Genomic DNA, 16866 nt, shown 5'->3' on the forward strand with positions numbered 1-16866 from the left:
TGGCAGCGATCCTTCCATGACGACGCATTCTATCGACCAACCGATTCCGGCCCACCCCATCGCAGTCGTGATCCTCGCCGCCGGCAAGGGTACGCGGATGAAATCCGATCTTCACAAGGTGCTTCACCCGATCGCCGGCCGACCCATGCTGCTGCATCTCGTTGCAAGCGCGGCGGCGTTGCAGCCGGCGAAGACCGTCGTCGTGACCGGGGCAGGGCGTGAACAGGTCGAGGCGGCGGTGGCGCCGCTTGGGATCGCCACTGCGCTCCAGGCGGAGCAACTCGGCACCGGCCACGCGGTCGCGCAGGCCCGCGAGGCGCTGGCCGGGTTCGAGGGCGACGTCCTGATCCTCTACGGCGACGTTCCGCTCGTCACCGCCACGACGATGCAGCGGATGATCGACCGGTTGCACGCCGACGACACGCCCGCCGTCGTCGTGCTCGGCTTTCGTCCTGAAAATCCCGGGGCCTATGGTCGCGTGATCGCCGATGCCGCGGGCCGAATGGACCGGATCGTCGAGTATAAGGACGCGTCGGAGGCGGAACGCGCCGTGACGCTGTGCAATTCCGGGCTGATGGCGGTACGATCGAGCGATCTGTTCGCGTTGCTCGACCGGCTCGGCAACGACAATGCGGCGGGCGAATATTACCTTACCGATATCGTCGAGCTTGCCGCAGCCGCCGGCCGATCGTCCGCGGTCATCGAAACCGGCGCGGACGAAGTCGCCGGCGTCAACAGTCGCGGTGAACTCGCCAGCGTTGAAGGGGCATGGCAGGCAACGCGACGCGCGCAGGCGATGGCCGACGGCGTCACGTTGATCGCGCCCGACACGGTCTGGTTCTCGCACGACACGGTCCTCGGCCGCGACGTCGTCATCGAGCCCAATGTCGTGTTAGGCCCCGGCGCGCGCATCGCCGACGGCGTGACGATCCACGCGTTCAGCCACGTCGAGGGAGCCACAGTCGGCAAGGGCGCGAACGTTGGTCCGTTCGCCCGCCTCCGCCCCGGTGCGGACCTGCATGCGGACGCCAAGGTCGGCAATTTCGTCGAGATCAAGAAGGCCGTGATCGGCGAAGGCGCGAAGGTGAGCCACCTCAGCTATATCGGCGACGCGGATATTGGCGCGGGCGCGAACATCGGCGCGGGGACGATCACCTGTAACTATGACGGCTATTTCAAATACCGCACCGTGATCGGCGCGGGCGCATTCATCGGCTCGAACTCGGCGCTGGTAGCACCCGTCACGGTCGGTGCAGGCGCGATCGTTGCAGCGGGCTCGGTTCTGACAGAAGACGTCGAGGCCGATGCCCTTGCGCTGGTCCGCCCGCCGCAAACCGCGAGGGCCGGCTGGGCCAAGCGCTTTCGCGACGGCATGATCGCGCGTAAGGCCGCGCAGGCAAGCGGCAAGTAAGACCCGTTCCACGGAGTATGATGTAAATGTGTGGTATCGTTGGAATCCTGAGCGGCGAGGATGTTGCCGGTCGTCTCCTGGATGGCCTGAAGCGGCTAGAATATCGCGGCTATGATTCGGCTGGCATCGCGACCGACAATGACGGCGCGATCGAGCGGCGTCGTGCGTCGGGCAAGCTGGTCAATCTGGCGAACGAACTCGCCGCGCATCCGTTGCCTGGCAAGACCGGGATCGCGCATACCCGCTGGGCGACGCATGGCGGCCCGACCACCAACAACGCGCATCCGCACGCCACCGGCGAAGTCGCGGTGGTCCACAACGGCATCATCGAGAACTTCAAGCCGCTGCGCGACGAATTGATCGCGCGCGGCCGGACGTTCACCAGCGAAACCGACACCGAAGTCGTTGCGCATCTGGTGAGCGAAAAAATCGAGGCGGGGATGGACCCGGTTTCGGCCGTCCGCGAGATCCTACCCCGGCTTCATGGTGCGTTCGCGCTTGCCATCCTGTTCCGCCAGCATCCCGACCTACTGATCGGTGCGCGGCTCGGCTCGCCTCTGGTCGTCGGCCACGGTGAAGGCGAGATGTATCTCGGCTCCGACGCACTGGCGCTCGCCCCGCTGACGCAGCGTATTGCCTACCTCGACGAGGGCGACTGGGTCGTTCTGACCCGCGACGGCGCGCAGGTCTATGACCGCGACAACGCGCCTGTCGAACGCGCCATCACGATCTCGGGCATTACCGGCGACGTGATCTCGAAGGGCAACCACAAGCATTACATGCTGAAGGAAATCTACGAGCAGCCGATCGTCGTCGCACAGACGCTGCGTTCGTATCTGAAGCGGATGGAAGGCGAGATCACGCTGCCGATCCCAGAGTTCGACCTGTCGACCATCAAGCGCGTGACGATCGTTGCGTGCGGGACGAGCTTCTACGCGGGCATGGTCGCCAAATACTGGTTCGAACAGTTCGCGCGCGTCCCCGTCGACCTCGATGTCGCGTCCGAATTCCGCTACCGAGAGCCGGTGATGGAGGAGGGCGGCCTCGCTCTTTTCATCTCGCAGTCGGGCGAGACCGCGGACACGCTCGCGGCGCTGCGCCACGCCAAGGCCGAGGGCCAGAAGATCGCAGTCGTCGTCAACGTGCCGACCAGCACGATGGCCCGCGAGGCCGACCTTCTGTTGCCGACCCATGCGGGGCCTGAAATCGGCGTGGCATCGACCAAGGCGTTCACCTGCCAGTTGGCGGTTCTCGCGGCACTCGCGGCCAATCTGGCGCATGCCAAGGGGCTGCTGAGCAAGGACCAGGAGCGCGAGATCGTCCGCCACCTCGCCGAGGCGCCCGCCGCGCTCAACGGCGCGCTGGCGTATGACGAGGCGATCGAGGCGATGGCGCACAACATCGCCGGCGCGCGCGACGTGCTGTATCTAGGGCGCGGGACCGATTACCCGCTGGCGCTCGAAGGCGCGCTCAAGCTGAAGGAAATCAGCTACATCCACGCCGAGGGCTATGCCGCCGGCGAAATGAAGCACGGCCCGATCGCGCTGATCGACGAGCATGTTCCCGTCATCGTCATCGCACCTTCAGGCCCGCTTTTCGACAAGACCGTCAGCAACATGCAGGAAGTCATGGCGCGCGGCGGCAAGGTCGTGCTGATCTCGGATTACGACGGCATCCAGGCTGCCGGCGAAGGTTGCATGGCGACCATCACCATGCCCAAGGTCCACCCGCTGATCGCGCCTCTGGTGTACGCGGTACCGGTCCAGTTGCTCGCGTATCACGTCGCGGTGCTCAAGGGCACGGATGTGGATCAGCCGCGTAATCTCGCGAAGAGCGTGACGGTCGAATAACGCGCCCGTACCCCACCCGTTATACCACCCCGGCGAAGGCCGGGGCCTAATTGGGGGACGGAGGTAACTGAGGCGCAGTCCTCTGTTACAGCGACCTTTCCAATTGGGCCCCGGCCTTCGCCGGGGTGGTGCTAAGGACGGGGTATCCACCAATTTCTTCCCCCCGCCCCAAACCCTCGATTGACTAAGATTGTGCGCCGCGTCACAACTCGCGGCGTCGATGTCGGGCAACCGGCATGGCACCGCGCGGGAGAGCGTTTCCGGTCCTTTCAGGGCTGATGGAACCGCCGAAGGAGCAACCACCCCGGAATCTCTCAGGCACCAGAGACCGCGCGGGGCTGATCGACACTCTGGAAAGCGTCCTGACGTGAGTCGAGGGCCACCGAAGGGGTAAGCGCTGGACAAGTCCGGCGCGAAAGCTCTCAGGTCCCGTGACAGAGGGGGTTCGGATCGTTGCACCCCTTGGTGCCGCGCGCCCCTTCGACGGAGACGACCATGAGCGATTACGCCAGCATCATCGATCAGGCCGACGATTACGTCGAGCCCGAGATCCTGCCATTGCCGCTCGACGCATGGCACCGGGCGCACGGCGCGCGGATGGTCGAGTTCGCCGGCTACGATATGCCGATCCAGTATGAAGGCATCATGGCCGAGCACGCCTGGACGCGCGACTCGGCGGGGCTGTTCGACGTCAGCCACATGGGCCAGCTCGTCTTCTCGGGCGAAGGCGTCGCGCATGCGCTCGAAACCGTGCTGCCGGGCGACATCGCAGGACTCGGCGAGGGCAAGATGCGCTATTCGCTGCTGCTCGCGCAGGACGGCGGCATTCTCGACGACCTGATGGCCACGCGCCTCCCCGACGATCAGCCGTCGCCTTTTTCCGCGCAGGACGTGGAGCCCGAGGCGTACGACCCGCTCCACCCGTTGCCGACCGCAAGCGGCAGCTTCTACGTCGTCGTCAACGGCGCGACCAAGTATGACGACATCAGCTATCTGATCGAGCATCTGCCCGACGACGTCACGATCAACATCCTCGAAGACCAGGCATTGCTAGCGGTGCAGGGTCCCAAGGCGGTCGAGGCAGTCGCGCGGATCGTCGCCGGCGTCGACGGCCTCGTGTTCATGACCGCCGGCGCGTTCCACTGGAACGACGTCCCGCTGTGGATCAGCCGCTCGGGCTATACCGGCGAGGACGGCGTCGAGATTTCGCTCCCCGCCGAACACGCCGTCGCGTTCGCCGACGCGCTGCTCGCGCTCGCAGAGATCAAGCCGATCGGCCTCGGCGCGCGCGACTCGCTGCGACTCGAAGCCGGCCTGCCGCTCTACGGTCACGACCTCGATCCCGAGATCACGCCGGTCATGGCCGACCTCGGTTTCGCGCTCTCGAAGCGCCGCCGCGAAGCCGCCGACTTCCCCGGTGCCGAGCGCATCCTCACCCAGCGCGAGCATGGCCCCGCCACCAAGCGAGTCGGCCTGATCGTCGAAGGCCGCCAGCCCGCCCGCGAAGGCGCCGAAGTGATCGACGACACCGGCGCGCCGATCGGCCGCCTTACTAGCGGTGGTTTCGCACCCACGCTCGGGAAGCCGATCGCGATGGCCTATGTGCCGCTCGCGCTGTCGACGCCCGGCACCCGCATCGAGATCGCGCAACGCGGCAAAGTCCACACCGCCACCGTCACCGCGATGCCCTTTATTCCCCACCGCTACGTCCGTGCAGGAGCCAAGTGATATGAGCCGTTACTTCACGCAGGATCATGAATGGGTCGACGTCGATGGTGACATCGGCACCGTCGGCATCTCCGAATACGCGCAGAGCCAGCTCGGCGACGTCGTGTTCGTCGACGTCCCCGAAGCCGGCAAGACGCTCAGCAAGGGCGACGAAGCCGCGGTCGTCGAGTCGGTCAAGGCCGCCTCGGACGTGTATTCGCCGGTCTCGGGCACCGTCAACGAGGGCAACGCGGCTTTGACCGACGACTCCAGCCTGGTGAACTCGGACGCCGAAGCCGCGGGCTGGTTCTTCAAGCTGACGCTCAGCGACCCGAGCGAGCTCGACAGCCTGATGGACGAAGCCGCCTACGCAGCCTTCGTCGAAGGACTCTGAGCTAACTGCTCCCCTCCCGCTTGCGGGAGGGGTCGGGGGAGGGGCTGTTACAGTCGTTCCCCGTCTCATTCCCTCCCCCGACCCCTCCCGTGAACGGGAGGGGAGGAGACTAGAATGCGCTACCTTCCCCTGACCCAGCCCGACCGCGAGGCGATGCTCGCCGTCATCGGCGCCTCGACCATCGACGACCTCTTCGTCGACGTTCCCGAAGCCGCGCGCCTCGACGGCCCCATCCGCGAACTCCCGATGCACGCCTCCGAAATGGCGGTCGAACGCCACATGTCGGCGCTCGCCAAGAAGAACCTAACCGCCGGCGAAGCGCCGTTCTTCCTCGGCTGCGGCGCGTACAAGCATCACGTCCCCGCGTCGGTCGATCACCTGATCCAGCGCGGCGAGTTCCTCACCGCCTACACGCCGTACCAGCCGGAAATCGCGCAGGGCACGCTGCAGATGCTGTTCGAGTTCCAGACGCAGGTCGCGCGGCTGCTCGGCACCGACGTCGCCAACGCCTCGATGTACGACGGCTCGACCGCGTGCTGGGAGGCGATCGTAATGGCGCGTCGCATCACCAAGCGGGGCAGGGCGATCCTGTCGTCGGGCCTCCACCCGCACTACGTCTCGGTCGCCAACACGATGGCCAAGTTCACCGGCGACGTGCTCGACACCGCCGCGCCCGAGCTGGTCGCCGACATGGACCTCGACCAGCTGATCGGGAAGATCGACGACGAGACGTCGTGCGTCGTCGTCCAGTACCCCGACATCCTCGGCCGCATCGCCGACCTGCGTCCGCTCGCGGATGCGTGCCATGCGAAGAAGGCGCTGCTGATCGCGGTCGTCACCGAGCCCGTCGCACTCGGCGCAATCACCTCGCCGGGCGAGATGGACGCGGATATCGTCGTCGGCGAAGGCCAGTCGCTCGGCGTCGGCCTCCAGTTCGGCGGGCCTTATGTCGGGCTCTTCGGCTGCAAGGACAAATACGTCCGCCAGATGCCCGGTCGCCTCTGCGGCGAGACCGTCGACGCCAACGGCCGCCGCGGTTTCGTCCTCACGCTGTCGACCCGCGAGCAGCATATCCGCCGCGAAAAGGCGACGTCGAACATCTGCACCAACTCCGGCCTCTGCGCGCTGGCCTTCTCGATCCACATGACTCTGCTCGGTGAAGCCGGCCTGCGCCAGTTGGCCGAGGTGAACCACGCAGGCGCGGTGTCCGCCGCCGAACGCCTTTCGCAGATCCCCGGAGTGGAACTCGTCAACGACAGCTTCTTCAACGAGTTCACACTGAAGTTGCCCGTCGAAGCCCGCCCCGTCGTCCGCACGCTTGCCGATCGCGGCATCCTAGCCGGCGTATCGCTCGGGCGTCTTTACCCCGGGCAGGACGCCCTCGCGAACGGCCTCGTCGTCGCCGTGACGGAAACGACCACCGCGGAGGACGTCGAAACGCTTGCGTCCGAACTCCAGGAGATACTGGCATGAGCATCAACCAGAGCGGCTGGCGCCCGACCTCGCCCGAGGCGAACACGGGCAACGTTCCCGCCAGCGTCACCGGCAACAAGGCCCTGATGCTGGAAGAAGCGCTGATCTTCGAGATCGGTGACGCGCACAGCACTGGCGTAGATTTCGCTGCTCCCTCTCCCCCCCGGGGAGAGGGCCGGGGTGAGGGGAAGCCCAGCAATGCTGCACCCGGAACAGCCCCTCACCCAACCCTCTCCCCGAAGGGGAGAGGGCTATCGCGCCTCGGCAACCTGTCGCGCACCGCACCGATCGGCCTCCCCGGCCTGTCCGAACCAGAAACCGTCCGCCACTACACCCGCCTCTCGCGCCAGAACTACGGCATCGACCTCGGCTTCTTCCCGCTCGGCAGTTGCACGATGAAGCACAACCCGCGCCTCAACGAGAAGATGGCGCGGCTGCCCGGGTTCTCCGACGTCCACCCGCTCCAGCCGGTCGACACCGTCCAGGGCGCGCTCGAAGTCATCCACCAGCTCGCACACTGGCTCGTAACGCTCACCGGCATGACCTCGGTCGCGATGAGCCCCAAGGCCGGCGCGCACGGCGAACTCTGCGGCATCCTAGCGATCCGCGCCGCACTCGAAGCCAAGGGTGAAGGCGCGCGGAAGATCATCCTCGTCCCCGAGAGCGCGCACGGCACCAACCCCGCCACCGCAGCGTTCGCCGGCTATAGCGTCGAGGACATCCCCGCCACCGCCGAAGGCCGCGTCGACACCGCCGCGCTGAAGGCCCGGCTCGGCCCCGACGTCGCCGGCGTGATGATCACCAACCCCAACACCTGCGGCCTGTTCGAGCGCGACATGCGCGAGATTTCCGACGCGGTGCACGCGGCGGGCGGCTTCGTCTATTGCGACGGCGCGAACTTCAACGCGATCGTCGGGCGCGTCCGGCCGGGCGATCTCGGCATCGACGCGATGCACATCAATTTGCACAAGACCTTCTCGACCCCGCACGGCGGCGGCGGCCCAGGTTCAGGCCCGGTGGTGTTCTCGGAGGCTTTGACTCCTTATGCACCGCTCCCGTTCGTCGAGAACCAGGACGGCCAGTTCGTCCTCGTCGAGGAGGAAACCGCAGGCGAACACCATGCCGGCAGCTTCGGCCGCATGGTCGCGTTCCACGGCCAGATGGGCATGTTCACGCGCGCACTGACCTACATCCTCAGCCACGGCGCGGACGGCCTCCGCCAGGTGTCGGAGGATGCGGTGCTCAACGCGAACTACATCCTGCGCAGCCTCGACGACACGCTCGATGCCCCGTTCGGCCCCTCGGGTCCGTGCATGCACGAGGCGCTGTTCTCGGACTCGGGCCTCGCCGCCGGCTTCTCGACGATCGACATCGCCAAGGGCCTGATCGACGAGGGCTTCCACCCGATGACGATGTATTTCCCGCTCGTCGTCCATGGCGCGATGCTGGTCGAGCCGACCGAGACCGAATCGAAGGCGGCACTCGACCAGTTCATCGCCGCGCTCCGCTCGGTCGCCGAACGCGCGAAAGCCGGCGACCCCAGCTTAAAGACTGCCCCCCACTTCGCCCCCCGCGCGCGTCTCGACGAGACGCTTGCGGCACGCAAACCGGTACTGGTCTGGAAGGACCCGGCTCCGCTGGCGCAAGCCGCGGAGTAAACCTCGCAGTTCTCCTGCGAACGCAGGAGCCCAGGGTTACGAACGCAACCCCCCGTAACCCTGGCTTCCTGCGTTCGCAGGAAAACGGATTGCCTAGAACACCGCAACCGATCTAGCCTCCGCCCCAACAGGGGTGGGGGCCAGGATCGATGCAGGCGCACGAAGCACAAGGCTGGATCAGCTATGCGATCACCGCGGTCGTCATCGGCATAGTCTTCGCGGTCCGCTGGCGCCGCATGAGCATCGTGAAGCCGCTCAAGCTCGAACGCCTCTGGGTCTTCCCCGCGCTCTACGCGGCCGTCACGCTCTACATGTTCCTGATGTACCCGCCGCACGGCCTCGCCTGGCTGTTCTGCGCACTAGCCCTGGTCATGGGCGCCGCGCTCGGCTGGCAGCGCGGCAAGCTCATGCGGATCACGATCGATCCCGACAGCCACGCGCTCAACACGACGTCCTCACCGGCAGCGGTCCTGTTCATCGTAGCGATCGTCGCAGTCCGCACCGGCGCGCGCGCCGTGATCGGCGACGGCCACGTGCTCCACCTCGATGCCTTCGCCATCACCGACATGCTGGTCGCGCTGGCGCTAGGCCTGTTCACCACGCAACGGATCGAAATGTACCTCCGCGCCAAGCGGATGCTCGAAACGGCCCGCGTCCGCTAACCCCCGTCATCCTGACGAAAGTCAGGACCCAGAGCCACTAACGCCGCGCTTGGTTACCTTGGGTCCTGACTTTCGTCAGGATGACGGGAAGGGCCTCAAGAAATCGCCTGCTCCGTCTCTTCCCGCCGCCGGACATGCTCGCGCCAGACGATATACAACCCGCTCGCCACGATGACCGGCGCTCCGACCCAGGTCGCCTCCGCCGGCAGCGTGTCGAACACCAGCCACCCCAGCAACGTCGCCCACAACAGGCTCGAATAATCCATCGGCACCACCACCGACACCGGCCCAAGCCGCAACGACGTCGTCATCGCAATCTGCGCCAGCCCCCCGAAGATGCCGACGCTTGCCAGGCAAATCCAGGCGACCAGATCATGCGACTGCGCCGCCTGCGTGTAGAACACCGACAGCGGGATCAACGACAGCGCCGAGAACCAGAACACGGTCGTCAGCGCGCTCTCGGTCTTGCCGATCTGCCGCAACAGGATCGACACGCTCGCCGTCCCGAACGCCCCCGCCAGCGCACACCCCGCACCCCATAACGGAAAGTGATCCCCGCCCGGCTGCGCGACGATCAACACCCCCGCGAACCCGGTCGCGACCGCCGCCCAGCGATGCCACCCGGTCGGTTCGCGCAACACCAGCGCCCCCAGGATCGTCGCGAACACCGGCACCGTGAACCCGATCGTCGTCGCCTCGGCGAGCGGCAGCGCGACGATCCCGTTGAAGGTAAATGCCATCGCCGACAGCCCGACCACCGCGCGAACGATATGCGCCGGCAATCGCTTGGTCGCGATCGACGACAAACCCGGCCCCGCGACGATCACCGCCGACACCAGCAAGCACGCCCCGAACTGCCGGAAGAACAGGATCTCCGAGACGCTCGCGCCATGCCGCTCGGCCAGCTTGATCGCGGTGTTCATCAGCGCGAAGATCACGACCGACAGCAACCGCATGCCGATGGCGGGAAGGATGCGGTCGGTGGGCATGCGCGACCTCTAACCAAGCATCCCGCTTACGTCATTCCGCTTTCGGCCCTCAAGGTGTTCGGCAACGGCAGGCATGCCTGTTCGCAGGATCGGCAATGGTTGCCTCGCCACCGCTAGCTTGGCTCGGCCGGGCTGGCTCACTGGAGTGCGCCCTTCGACGTTCGACTGCGAACATGATCGCCGTCCAGATGGAGCCTTTCAGAACGCATGTAGCCGTTAGTTTGGTCGTCATGAGGCTAGCCCTCCTACAATCGCCGGCAAATGCCAGCGGCTCGTAAAGGATAGAACGGGAGAGGGCAGGGTGTTTGAAAACCGCCGCCAATTCGGTCGAACTTCGCCTTGCCCCGAAAACAGATAATACCGAAAACATAAGACGAACAAAAACGACACGAGGCAAGAATCTGTGGTATTCAGATTGTTGATACGCGGTGACCGCGCGTGTTTCCGGCGTCCGGAGTTCGGCGCCGATCTCGTGAGTTACGACGCGATGCCGCCGGTCGCGGCCCGCAATATCTTTCAGGCTATCCATGGGCCGCCGTCGATCCGCTGGGCGATCGAGCAAATCACGATTTTGCATCCGATCCGGAGTCAATGGACGATAGTCGAACACCGAGGGGCGGGGACTCGTCGCGCGAACATTCTGCTCGATGTCGGCTATCTCGTCACGGGACGCTTCGATCTTACGGCGGTCGCGGATACTGCCGACACGGCGGCGGCGCATGCCGGACTATTTCGACGCCGAGTCAGGCAGGGGCGGTACCATCATCCACCCTTTCTTGGACTGACCGAATTTCCAGCCGTAATCAGGTTGCTGGACAAGGATGATAGGCCCCCTGTCAGCCACTACGCGTCGGAGTCGATCGACCTTGGCTGGATGATCTACGATACGCGCAACGGGCTAGATCATGGGGCACGGTTCTTCAGGGCGTCGGCTGTCGGAGGTACGATGACGATACCCCCAATAGATTCGAGCGAGTTCGCAAGCTGATCTGACCAGACCGGCGCTGGAGACGGGGTGACGAACACCCCCACACCCGCTATCCGCACCCCATGATAAAGCGCGCACTCCCCGTCACCCGCGAGGCGGATTTCTCCGCCTGGTACCAAGCCGTCATCTCCGAGGCCGATCTCGCCGAGGAATCCGGCGTTCGCGGCTGCATGGTCATCCGCCCCTGGGGCTATGGCATCTGGGAGCGTATCCAGCGCCTGCTCGACGACCGGATCAAAGCGACCGGCCACGAGAACTGCTATTTCCCGCTCTTCATCCCGCTCTCGTACTTCGAGAAGGAGGCCGAGCACGTCGACGGGTTCGCCAAGGAAATGGCCGTGGTCACGCACCACCGCCTCAAGGCCGACGGCTATGGCCGCCTGATCCCCGATCCCGACGCCAAGCTCGAGGAGCCGCTGGTCGTCCGTCCGACCTCCGAGATGGTCATCGGCGCCGCGTTCGCACGCTGGGTCCAGTCGTGGCGCGACCTGCCCGTGCTCATCAACCAATGGGCGAACGTCGTCCGCTGGGAAATGCGCACCCGCATGTTCCTGCGCACCAGCGAGTTCCTCTGGCAGGAAGGCCACACCGCGCACGCCACCGCCGGCGAGGCGCGCGACGAGACGCTCAAGATGCTCGAAGTCTATCGCGATTTCGCGGAGGAATGCCTCGGCGTCCACGTGATCACCGGCGAGAAGCCCGAGAACGAGCGCTTCCCCGGCGCCGTCGCGACCTACTCGATCGAGGCGATGATGCAGGACGGCAAGGCGCTGCAAGCCGGCACCTCGCACTTCCTCGGCACCAACTTCGCGTCCGCACAGAACATCCGCTTCCAGAATGCTGGTGGCGAGTTCGAGTTGTGCAACACCACCAGCTGGGGCGTGTCGACGCGGATGATCGGCGCGGTTATCATGGTCCACGGCGACGACGACGGCCTGCGCGTGCCGCCGATGATCGCCCCTTGGCAGGTCGTGATCGTGCCGATGCTGCGCGACGTCCCCGAAGACGCGGCGATCGTCGAGTATTGCAAGTCGCTCCAGGCCGAACTTGCCAAGCAGTCCGCGCTCGGCGAACCGGTCCGCACGCTACTCGACCTCAAGCCCGCCAAGGCCGCGACCAAGCGCTGGGGCTGGGTCAAGAAGGGCGCCCCGATCGTGATCGAGGTCGGCGGCCGCGACATGGCCGGCGGCAACGTCACCGTGATCCGCCGCGACCGGCTCTACCGCGAGGACGGCAAGCTCGACAGCATCGCCACGTCGCGCGACGTGTTCGTGAGCGAAGTCTCGGGCATGCTGCACGACATCCAGGCGACGCTACACGTCGAATCGATGAACCGCGTGAAGGGCAACATCGTCCCCGCCAACGACTTCGCCGCGGTCGAGGCGCATTTCGCCGACGGTGTGAAGAACCCCGGCTGGGTCGACGTCCGCTGGTCCAAGCCGACCGGCGCGGCGCTCGACAAGGTCGTCGAGCGGTTGAAGGCGCTCAAGCTCACGATCCGCAACGCGCCGATGGGGCAGACCGGATGTGACGACGGCGCCTGCATCTTCACCGGCGAACCCGCGGTGGAGCGCATCCTGATCGGCCGCGCCTACTAGGCGCTGACAAGCTGGGACCGGCGTTACCTCCAAGGCTGCTAACCGGCGCTGTGCCGGGAGTAGCCTGGATACCCGATGCCATGAGCAACCGAAACGGACCGGTCTGTCGGCTGTGTCGCCATGCCCCGTCTGCTATCATCGCCTCGGCTTTTGGCGGGGCGACATTAGGGGGCGGCTATGGGCGTGACCGGGATCGGCGGCCTCTTCTTTCGGGCAAAGGACCCGGAGGGGATACGCTCATGGTATGTCGAGCATCTCGGCGTCGGGTCGGTGCCCTATGGATCGTGGGAGACGCAGGCAGGCCCCAGCGTCTTCTCGCCGTTCGCTGTCGACGCCGACTATTTTCCTACGGATCGCCCGTGGATGTTCAATCTGCGCGTCGACGATATCGATGCTCTAATCGCGACCCTCCATGCGGCGGGAATTGCGGTAATCACCAATCCCGAATGGGACATGCCTGGTTTTGGCCGCTTCGCGCGGATCCATGATCCGGAAGGTAATCCGATCGAACTGTGGCAACCCGAGGAACCAGAATGTTGAGGAAGCGCCCGAGCTTGGTCTGACGATCAGCGGTAGTTCGGGAGAGGGCGGGCTAGTCTCGACCTTGCCGACGCGGCGACCTTCCCCCCTCCCTGGAAGGGAGGGGCCGGGGGTGGGTTGGCCCGATTGAGCCACCACGATTCGGGTGTGCGGAAGCCGACCCACCCCCAACCCCTCCCTTCCAGGGAGGGGGGAACAGGTTGGCCAGTCATCTCTCACCAGTGGATTGCCCCAGGGTTTTAGCCGAGCCCTACCTTCGTCCCCGTCTAGAACAGCTCCCCCTGCGGCCCCCGCGGCGCCCGGAACAGATCACTCCGCAAAGCCACCCGCTCTCGGTTCAACCCGTGCTTGGCGCACGCAATCCGGAACCGCGTCCCCAACAGGTCCGCCCAAGGCCCTTGCCCCTGCATCCGCGTGAAGAAGTTCGGATCGTTATCTTTGCCCCCGCGCAAAGACGCGATCGTCGCCATCACCTTCCCCGCGCGATCCGGAAAATGCTCGTCGAGCCAAGCCCGGAACAGCGGTGCCACCTCATGCGGCAATCGCACCGGGATGAAGAACGCTCGTGTCGCCCCAGCTTCCGCCGCCCGCGCAATCAGATGCTCGATCTCGTGGTCAGTGATCGCAGGGATGACCGGCGCGATCGAAACGTAGACCGGCACCCCCGCATCGGCGAGTTTGCGCACCGCCGCCAGCCGCCGCTCCGGATGCGGTGCACGCGGTTCGACGGTCGACGCCACCTTCGGATCGAGCGAGGTGATCGACATCGCCACCGCCGCCAGCCCCTTCGCCGCCATCGGTGCCAGGAGGTCGATATCGCGCACCACGCGGTCGGACTTGGTGGTGATCGTCAGCGGATGATCGGTCTCGGCCAGCACTTCGATGATGCCGCGTGTGATCCGCCAGTCGGTCTCGATCGGCTGGTAGGGATCGGTGTTCGTCCCCAGCGCCATCGGCGCGACCGTATAGCCGGGCTTCCCCAGTTCCGTGCGCAGCAGCGCCGCAGCCGACGGTTTCGCAAACAGCTTGCTCTCGAAATCCAGTCCCGGCGACAAATCGTGGAACGCATGAGTCGGTCGCGCGAAGCAATAGATGCAGCCGTGCTCGCACCCGCGATAAGGATTGATCGAACGGTCGAACGGCACGTCGGGCGACGCGTTGCGGCTTATGATCGTGCGCGGGGTCTCGACTGTCACCGTCGTCCGAAGTTTCGGCGCGATCCCGTCGATTCCCTCGCGCATGTCGAGCCAGTCGCCATCCGCCTCGGTTTGCGGCAGGTTGAACCGCCGGCTTTCGCTGTTGAGCGTGGCACCACGAACCGGACGGGCCTGTTTCATGACTAGAAACTAGGCGACGTCCGAGAACATAGCAAGAACGAAATCAGAAGCGAACGCCGAGCCCCGCAACTACCTGATGCCGGCTGAAATCCAGGCTGGCCTTGTCGGTGCCGTCGGTGATCTCGTAGCCGTTATAGTCGGTGTAGACATATTCGAGCTTGCCGTAGAAATTGCGCCCGAACGCGGTCTGCACGCCTGCGCCGGCATGGAAACCGCTCAGATTGTCCGACACGCGGAAATTGTCCTGGGGAAAGTCGCGGTCCGAATAGCCGATGCGGATCTGGCCGTTCGAATAGCCGCCCTTGATGTACAACACCGTGTTGGGGTCCAGCAGGAAGCCGCCGCGTACGCCTGCCGTCAGGTTGCGGCCGGGGGTAAGGCAGGTTTCCGTCCCGTTGCCGGGGAAGCACTGCTCGACGCTCGATCCCTCGATGCCGCCATAGACGCCCAGCATCATGTCGGTGTTGACGACCATGTCGTAGCCGAGTTCGCCGCCATAAGTGACGCCGCTCTTGCCCTCGCGCACGCTCGCCGAGTCGTCCGCGGTCTCGACGTTCAATTCGGTGATCACGCGGTCGTACCCTATGCGCGGCTCGGCACGAAAGCCGCTGACGCCGTCGGTTGCGCCGTAGCCCGGTCCGGCGTCGCGTCCGAAATCCCGCCCGGTGTCGGACTGTGCGAACGCAGGCGCCGCCGGCGTTGCGGCGAGTGCCGCGATAAGCATGAACTTGTACATTCGACGATGACCCCTTCGGACGGGCCCCCTGGCCGATCCCACACTGGGTTCATGGATTCGACGTGCCTTCCAGACGGTTAATTCGGTGGTGAAACATTCATTTTCGATCTGTTTCGCACCGGTGCGAATGATCGCTCGCAGAGGTGCGGCAGAGCGCCTAGGGCAGGGAGATGACGGAACAGATCACCACGGTGGAGCGTGCCTTCGAGTTAGCAAGATCGGGTGCGTGCAACTCGGTCAACGACTTGCGCCAAAGACTGCGGCGCGAGGGGTATGACGCGGTGCATCTCCATCTGCACGGCGCTTCGATCAACAAACAGCTCGTCGAGTTGATCCACGCCGCCAAAGGCTGAACGTCCGGTCGCGTCATACGCCGCGACGCGGCCCGCCACCCTGACGGACCGCGCAACGCCGGTCACTTCTGTGCGAGCTCGGTCGGCTTCGGCATGTTCAGTCCGGCTTCCGACCATTGTGCGGAAGTCCGGCAGGTTTTCCGATTGATCCGTGTTCCGGTCATTGCGGGTTCGGTCAGGCAATATTGACCGGTTTTTGCTTCGTATTTGAGAACGGTCTTCTGTTGTGGATCCGACGGTGCTGCGAAGGCTGGCGCGCTGGCGACGAGCACGGTGGCGAGGGCTAGGCTCTTCAGGATCATCGAGGTCATGGTAGCGTCCTTCAGTGGTTGAGACGCGCCCGGCTGGGCGGTATCTCGACTACTGCATCGACCGTGCCAGTTGCATAATACAGCGCCACGCGAGGGCGAAGTCACTTAGCTAGCGAGATTTTTCAACAAGTAGAGGTAGGTCTGCTGATGTGGATTTCGTAGTGAGACACACCACACCTTAGCGAAATCCACAGTAAATTGGCGGGATCGATACTCGCCAGCTCTCCCCATTCAATCGGGAGGGGGAAGAGTCCGCGGCACTTGGCCGTAAAAGGAGCGAGGGCATGACAGTAAACTGGAAGATGCCGGCTCAAGCCTGAAATGAACTCAGCGCTCCAGCAGTCGCGGCATCAACTCGACGAAGTTGCAGGGCCGGTGGCGGCTATCGAGCTGGTCGCGCAGGATGCCGTCCCAGCCGTCCTTCACCGCGCCAGTCGAGCCGGGCAGCGCGAAGATATAGGTGCCATGCGACACGCAGGCGCAGGCGCGCGACTGGACCGTCGAGGTGCCGATCGTCTGGTAGCTCAGCATGCGGAAGAGTTCGCCGAAGCCGGGAATCATCTTCTCCGCGACCTGTTCGACCGCCTCCGGTGTCACATCGCGCCCGGTCACGCCGGTGCCGCCAGTGGTGATGATGCAGTCGACCTCGGGATCGCCGATCCACACGTGGAGACGCGAAACGATCGTCTCGACGTCGTCCTTCTCGATCCGGCGATCGGCGAGGACATGCCCCGCCTCGGTCAGCCGCGCGACCAGCGTATCGCCGGAGCGATCTTCGGCAAGGCCCCGCGTGTCCGACACGGTCAGCACGGCAATTCGGACCGGCAGGAACGTCCGGCTTTCATCGATCGGCATGAAG

General features: G+C 65.2%; 16 protein-coding genes and 2 riboswitches. Of the genes, 11 read left to right on the forward strand and 5 right to left on the reverse strand.

Annotated features, from left to right (window positions below):
• Nucleotides 1–16 precede the first annotated feature (16 nt).
• The 7 genes from glmU to C8J25_RS07150 all read left to right on the forward strand — a co-directional run bounded on the left by glmU (nucleotide 17) and on the right by C8J25_RS07150 (nucleotide 9155).
• On the forward strand, nucleotides 17–1411 hold the full coding sequence (gene glmU, locus C8J25_RS07120; protein WP_107953639.1) for a bifunctional UDP-N-acetylglucosamine diphosphorylase/glucosamine-1-phosphate N-acetyltransferase GlmU: 1395 nt from the start codon (nucleotides 17–19) through the stop codon (nucleotides 1409–1411).
• Between the two features lie 26 nt (nucleotides 1412–1437).
• Complete coding sequence (glmS, locus tag C8J25_RS07125) at nucleotides 1438–3261, forward strand: glutamine--fructose-6-phosphate transaminase (isomerizing) (RefSeq protein ID WP_107953641.1); 1824 nt, start codon at nucleotides 1438–1440, stop codon at nucleotides 3259–3261.
• Between the two features lie 237 nt (nucleotides 3262–3498).
• Nucleotides 3499–3602: riboswitch (glycine riboswitch) on the forward strand.
• A gap of 1 nt (nucleotide 3603) precedes the next feature.
• Nucleotides 3604–3709, forward strand: a riboswitch (glycine riboswitch).
• Nucleotides 3710–3756: 47 nt separating this feature from the next.
• A complete protein-coding gene (gcvT, locus tag C8J25_RS07130) occupies nucleotides 3757–4989 on the forward strand; it encodes a glycine cleavage system aminomethyltransferase GcvT (RefSeq protein ID WP_107953643.1) in 1233 nt (410 codons plus the stop codon).
• Between the two features lies 1 nt (nucleotide 4990).
• On the forward strand, nucleotides 4991–5362 hold the full coding sequence (gene gcvH, locus C8J25_RS07135) for a glycine cleavage system protein GcvH (RefSeq protein WP_107953645.1): 372 nt from the start codon (nucleotides 4991–4993) through the stop codon (nucleotides 5360–5362).
• 114 nt (nucleotides 5363–5476) lie between these two features.
• Nucleotides 5477–6835 carry an aminomethyl-transferring glycine dehydrogenase subunit GcvPA gene (gene gcvPA / locus C8J25_RS07140; RefSeq protein ID WP_107953647.1) on the forward strand — a complete coding sequence of 453 codons (1359 nt, stop codon included), beginning with the start codon at nucleotides 5477–5479 and terminating at the stop codon, nucleotides 6833–6835.
• On the forward strand, nucleotides 6832–8493 hold the full coding sequence (gcvPB, locus tag C8J25_RS07145; RefSeq protein ID WP_107953649.1) for an aminomethyl-transferring glycine dehydrogenase subunit GcvPB: 1662 nt from the start codon (nucleotides 6832–6834) through the stop codon (nucleotides 8491–8493). The genes gcvPA and gcvPB overlap by 4 nt, the downstream gene beginning before the upstream one ends.
• 149 nt (nucleotides 8494–8642) lie before the next feature.
• Nucleotides 8643–9155 (forward strand): CcdC protein domain-containing protein, encoded by a 513-nt coding sequence (locus tag C8J25_RS07150; protein WP_107953651.1) that lies wholly within the window; start codon nucleotides 8643–8645, stop codon nucleotides 9153–9155.
• A gap of 95 nt (nucleotides 9156–9250) precedes the next feature.
• Here the strand turns inward: C8J25_RS07150 and C8J25_RS07155 are convergent, their stop codons facing one another.
• Nucleotides 9251–10144, reverse strand: a complete 894-nt coding sequence (locus tag C8J25_RS07155; protein WP_107953653.1) for a DMT family transporter — start codon at nucleotides 10142–10144, stop codon at nucleotides 9251–9253.
• A 403-nt stretch (nucleotides 10145–10547) separates the two neighbouring features.
• On the opposite strand from C8J25_RS07155, the gene cas5 reads away from it, so the two are divergent.
• The 3 genes from cas5 (at nucleotide 10548) to C8J25_RS07170 (ending at nucleotide 13270) form a co-directional block, all read left to right on the forward strand.
• Nucleotides 10548–11132, forward strand: coding sequence for a CRISPR-associated protein Cas5 (gene cas5 / locus C8J25_RS21375; protein ID WP_107953655.1), 585 nt, complete (start codon nucleotides 10548–10550; stop codon nucleotides 11130–11132).
• A gap of 62 nt (nucleotides 11133–11194) precedes the next feature.
• Entirely contained in the window at nucleotides 11195–12730 is a 1536-nt protein-coding gene (locus tag C8J25_RS07165; RefSeq protein WP_107953657.1) for an aminoacyl--tRNA ligase-related protein, read from the forward strand.
• 177 nt (nucleotides 12731–12907) lie between these two features.
• Entirely contained in the window at nucleotides 12908–13270 is a 363-nt protein-coding gene (locus C8J25_RS07170) for a VOC family protein (protein WP_107953659.1), read from the forward strand.
• Between the two features lie 266 nt (nucleotides 13271–13536).
• Here the strand turns inward: C8J25_RS07170 and C8J25_RS07175 are convergent, their stop codons facing one another.
• Together C8J25_RS07175 and C8J25_RS07180 are read right to left on the reverse strand one after the other, a co-directional pair.
• Nucleotides 13537–14607 carry a PA0069 family radical SAM protein gene (locus C8J25_RS07175; protein WP_107953662.1) on the reverse strand — a complete coding sequence of 357 codons (1071 nt, stop codon included), beginning with the start codon at nucleotides 14605–14607 and terminating at the stop codon, nucleotides 13537–13539.
• Nucleotides 14608–14650: 43 nt separating this feature from the next.
• Nucleotides 14651–15343, reverse strand: coding sequence for an outer membrane protein (locus C8J25_RS07180; RefSeq protein WP_107953665.1), 693 nt, complete (start codon nucleotides 15341–15343; stop codon nucleotides 14651–14653).
• Nucleotides 15344–15513: 170 nt separating this feature from the next.
• Here C8J25_RS07180 and C8J25_RS07185 point away from each other — a divergent pair, with 170 nt between their 5' ends.
• Entirely contained in the window at nucleotides 15514–15696 is a 183-nt protein-coding gene (locus C8J25_RS07185) for a hypothetical protein (RefSeq protein ID WP_107953667.1), read from the forward strand.
• Nucleotides 15697–15758: 62 nt separating this feature from the next.
• On the opposite strand, the gene C8J25_RS07190 is transcribed toward C8J25_RS07185, so the two are convergent.
• Together C8J25_RS07190 and moaB are read right to left on the reverse strand one after the other, a co-directional pair.
• Nucleotides 15759–16007 (reverse strand): hypothetical protein, encoded by a 249-nt coding sequence (locus C8J25_RS07190; RefSeq protein ID WP_107953670.1) that lies wholly within the window; start codon nucleotides 16005–16007, stop codon nucleotides 15759–15761.
• Nucleotides 16008–16334: 327 nt separating this feature from the next.
• Nucleotides 16335–16862, reverse strand: coding sequence for a molybdenum cofactor biosynthesis protein B (gene moaB / locus C8J25_RS07195; protein ID WP_107953672.1), 528 nt, complete (start codon nucleotides 16860–16862; stop codon nucleotides 16335–16337).
• Nucleotides 16863–16866 lie beyond the last annotated feature (4 nt).

The sequence above is a fragment of the Sphingomonas faeni genome, assembly GCF_003053745.1.
Taxonomy (GTDB): Bacteria; Pseudomonadota; Alphaproteobacteria; order Sphingomonadales; family Sphingomonadaceae; genus Sphingomonas; species Sphingomonas faeni.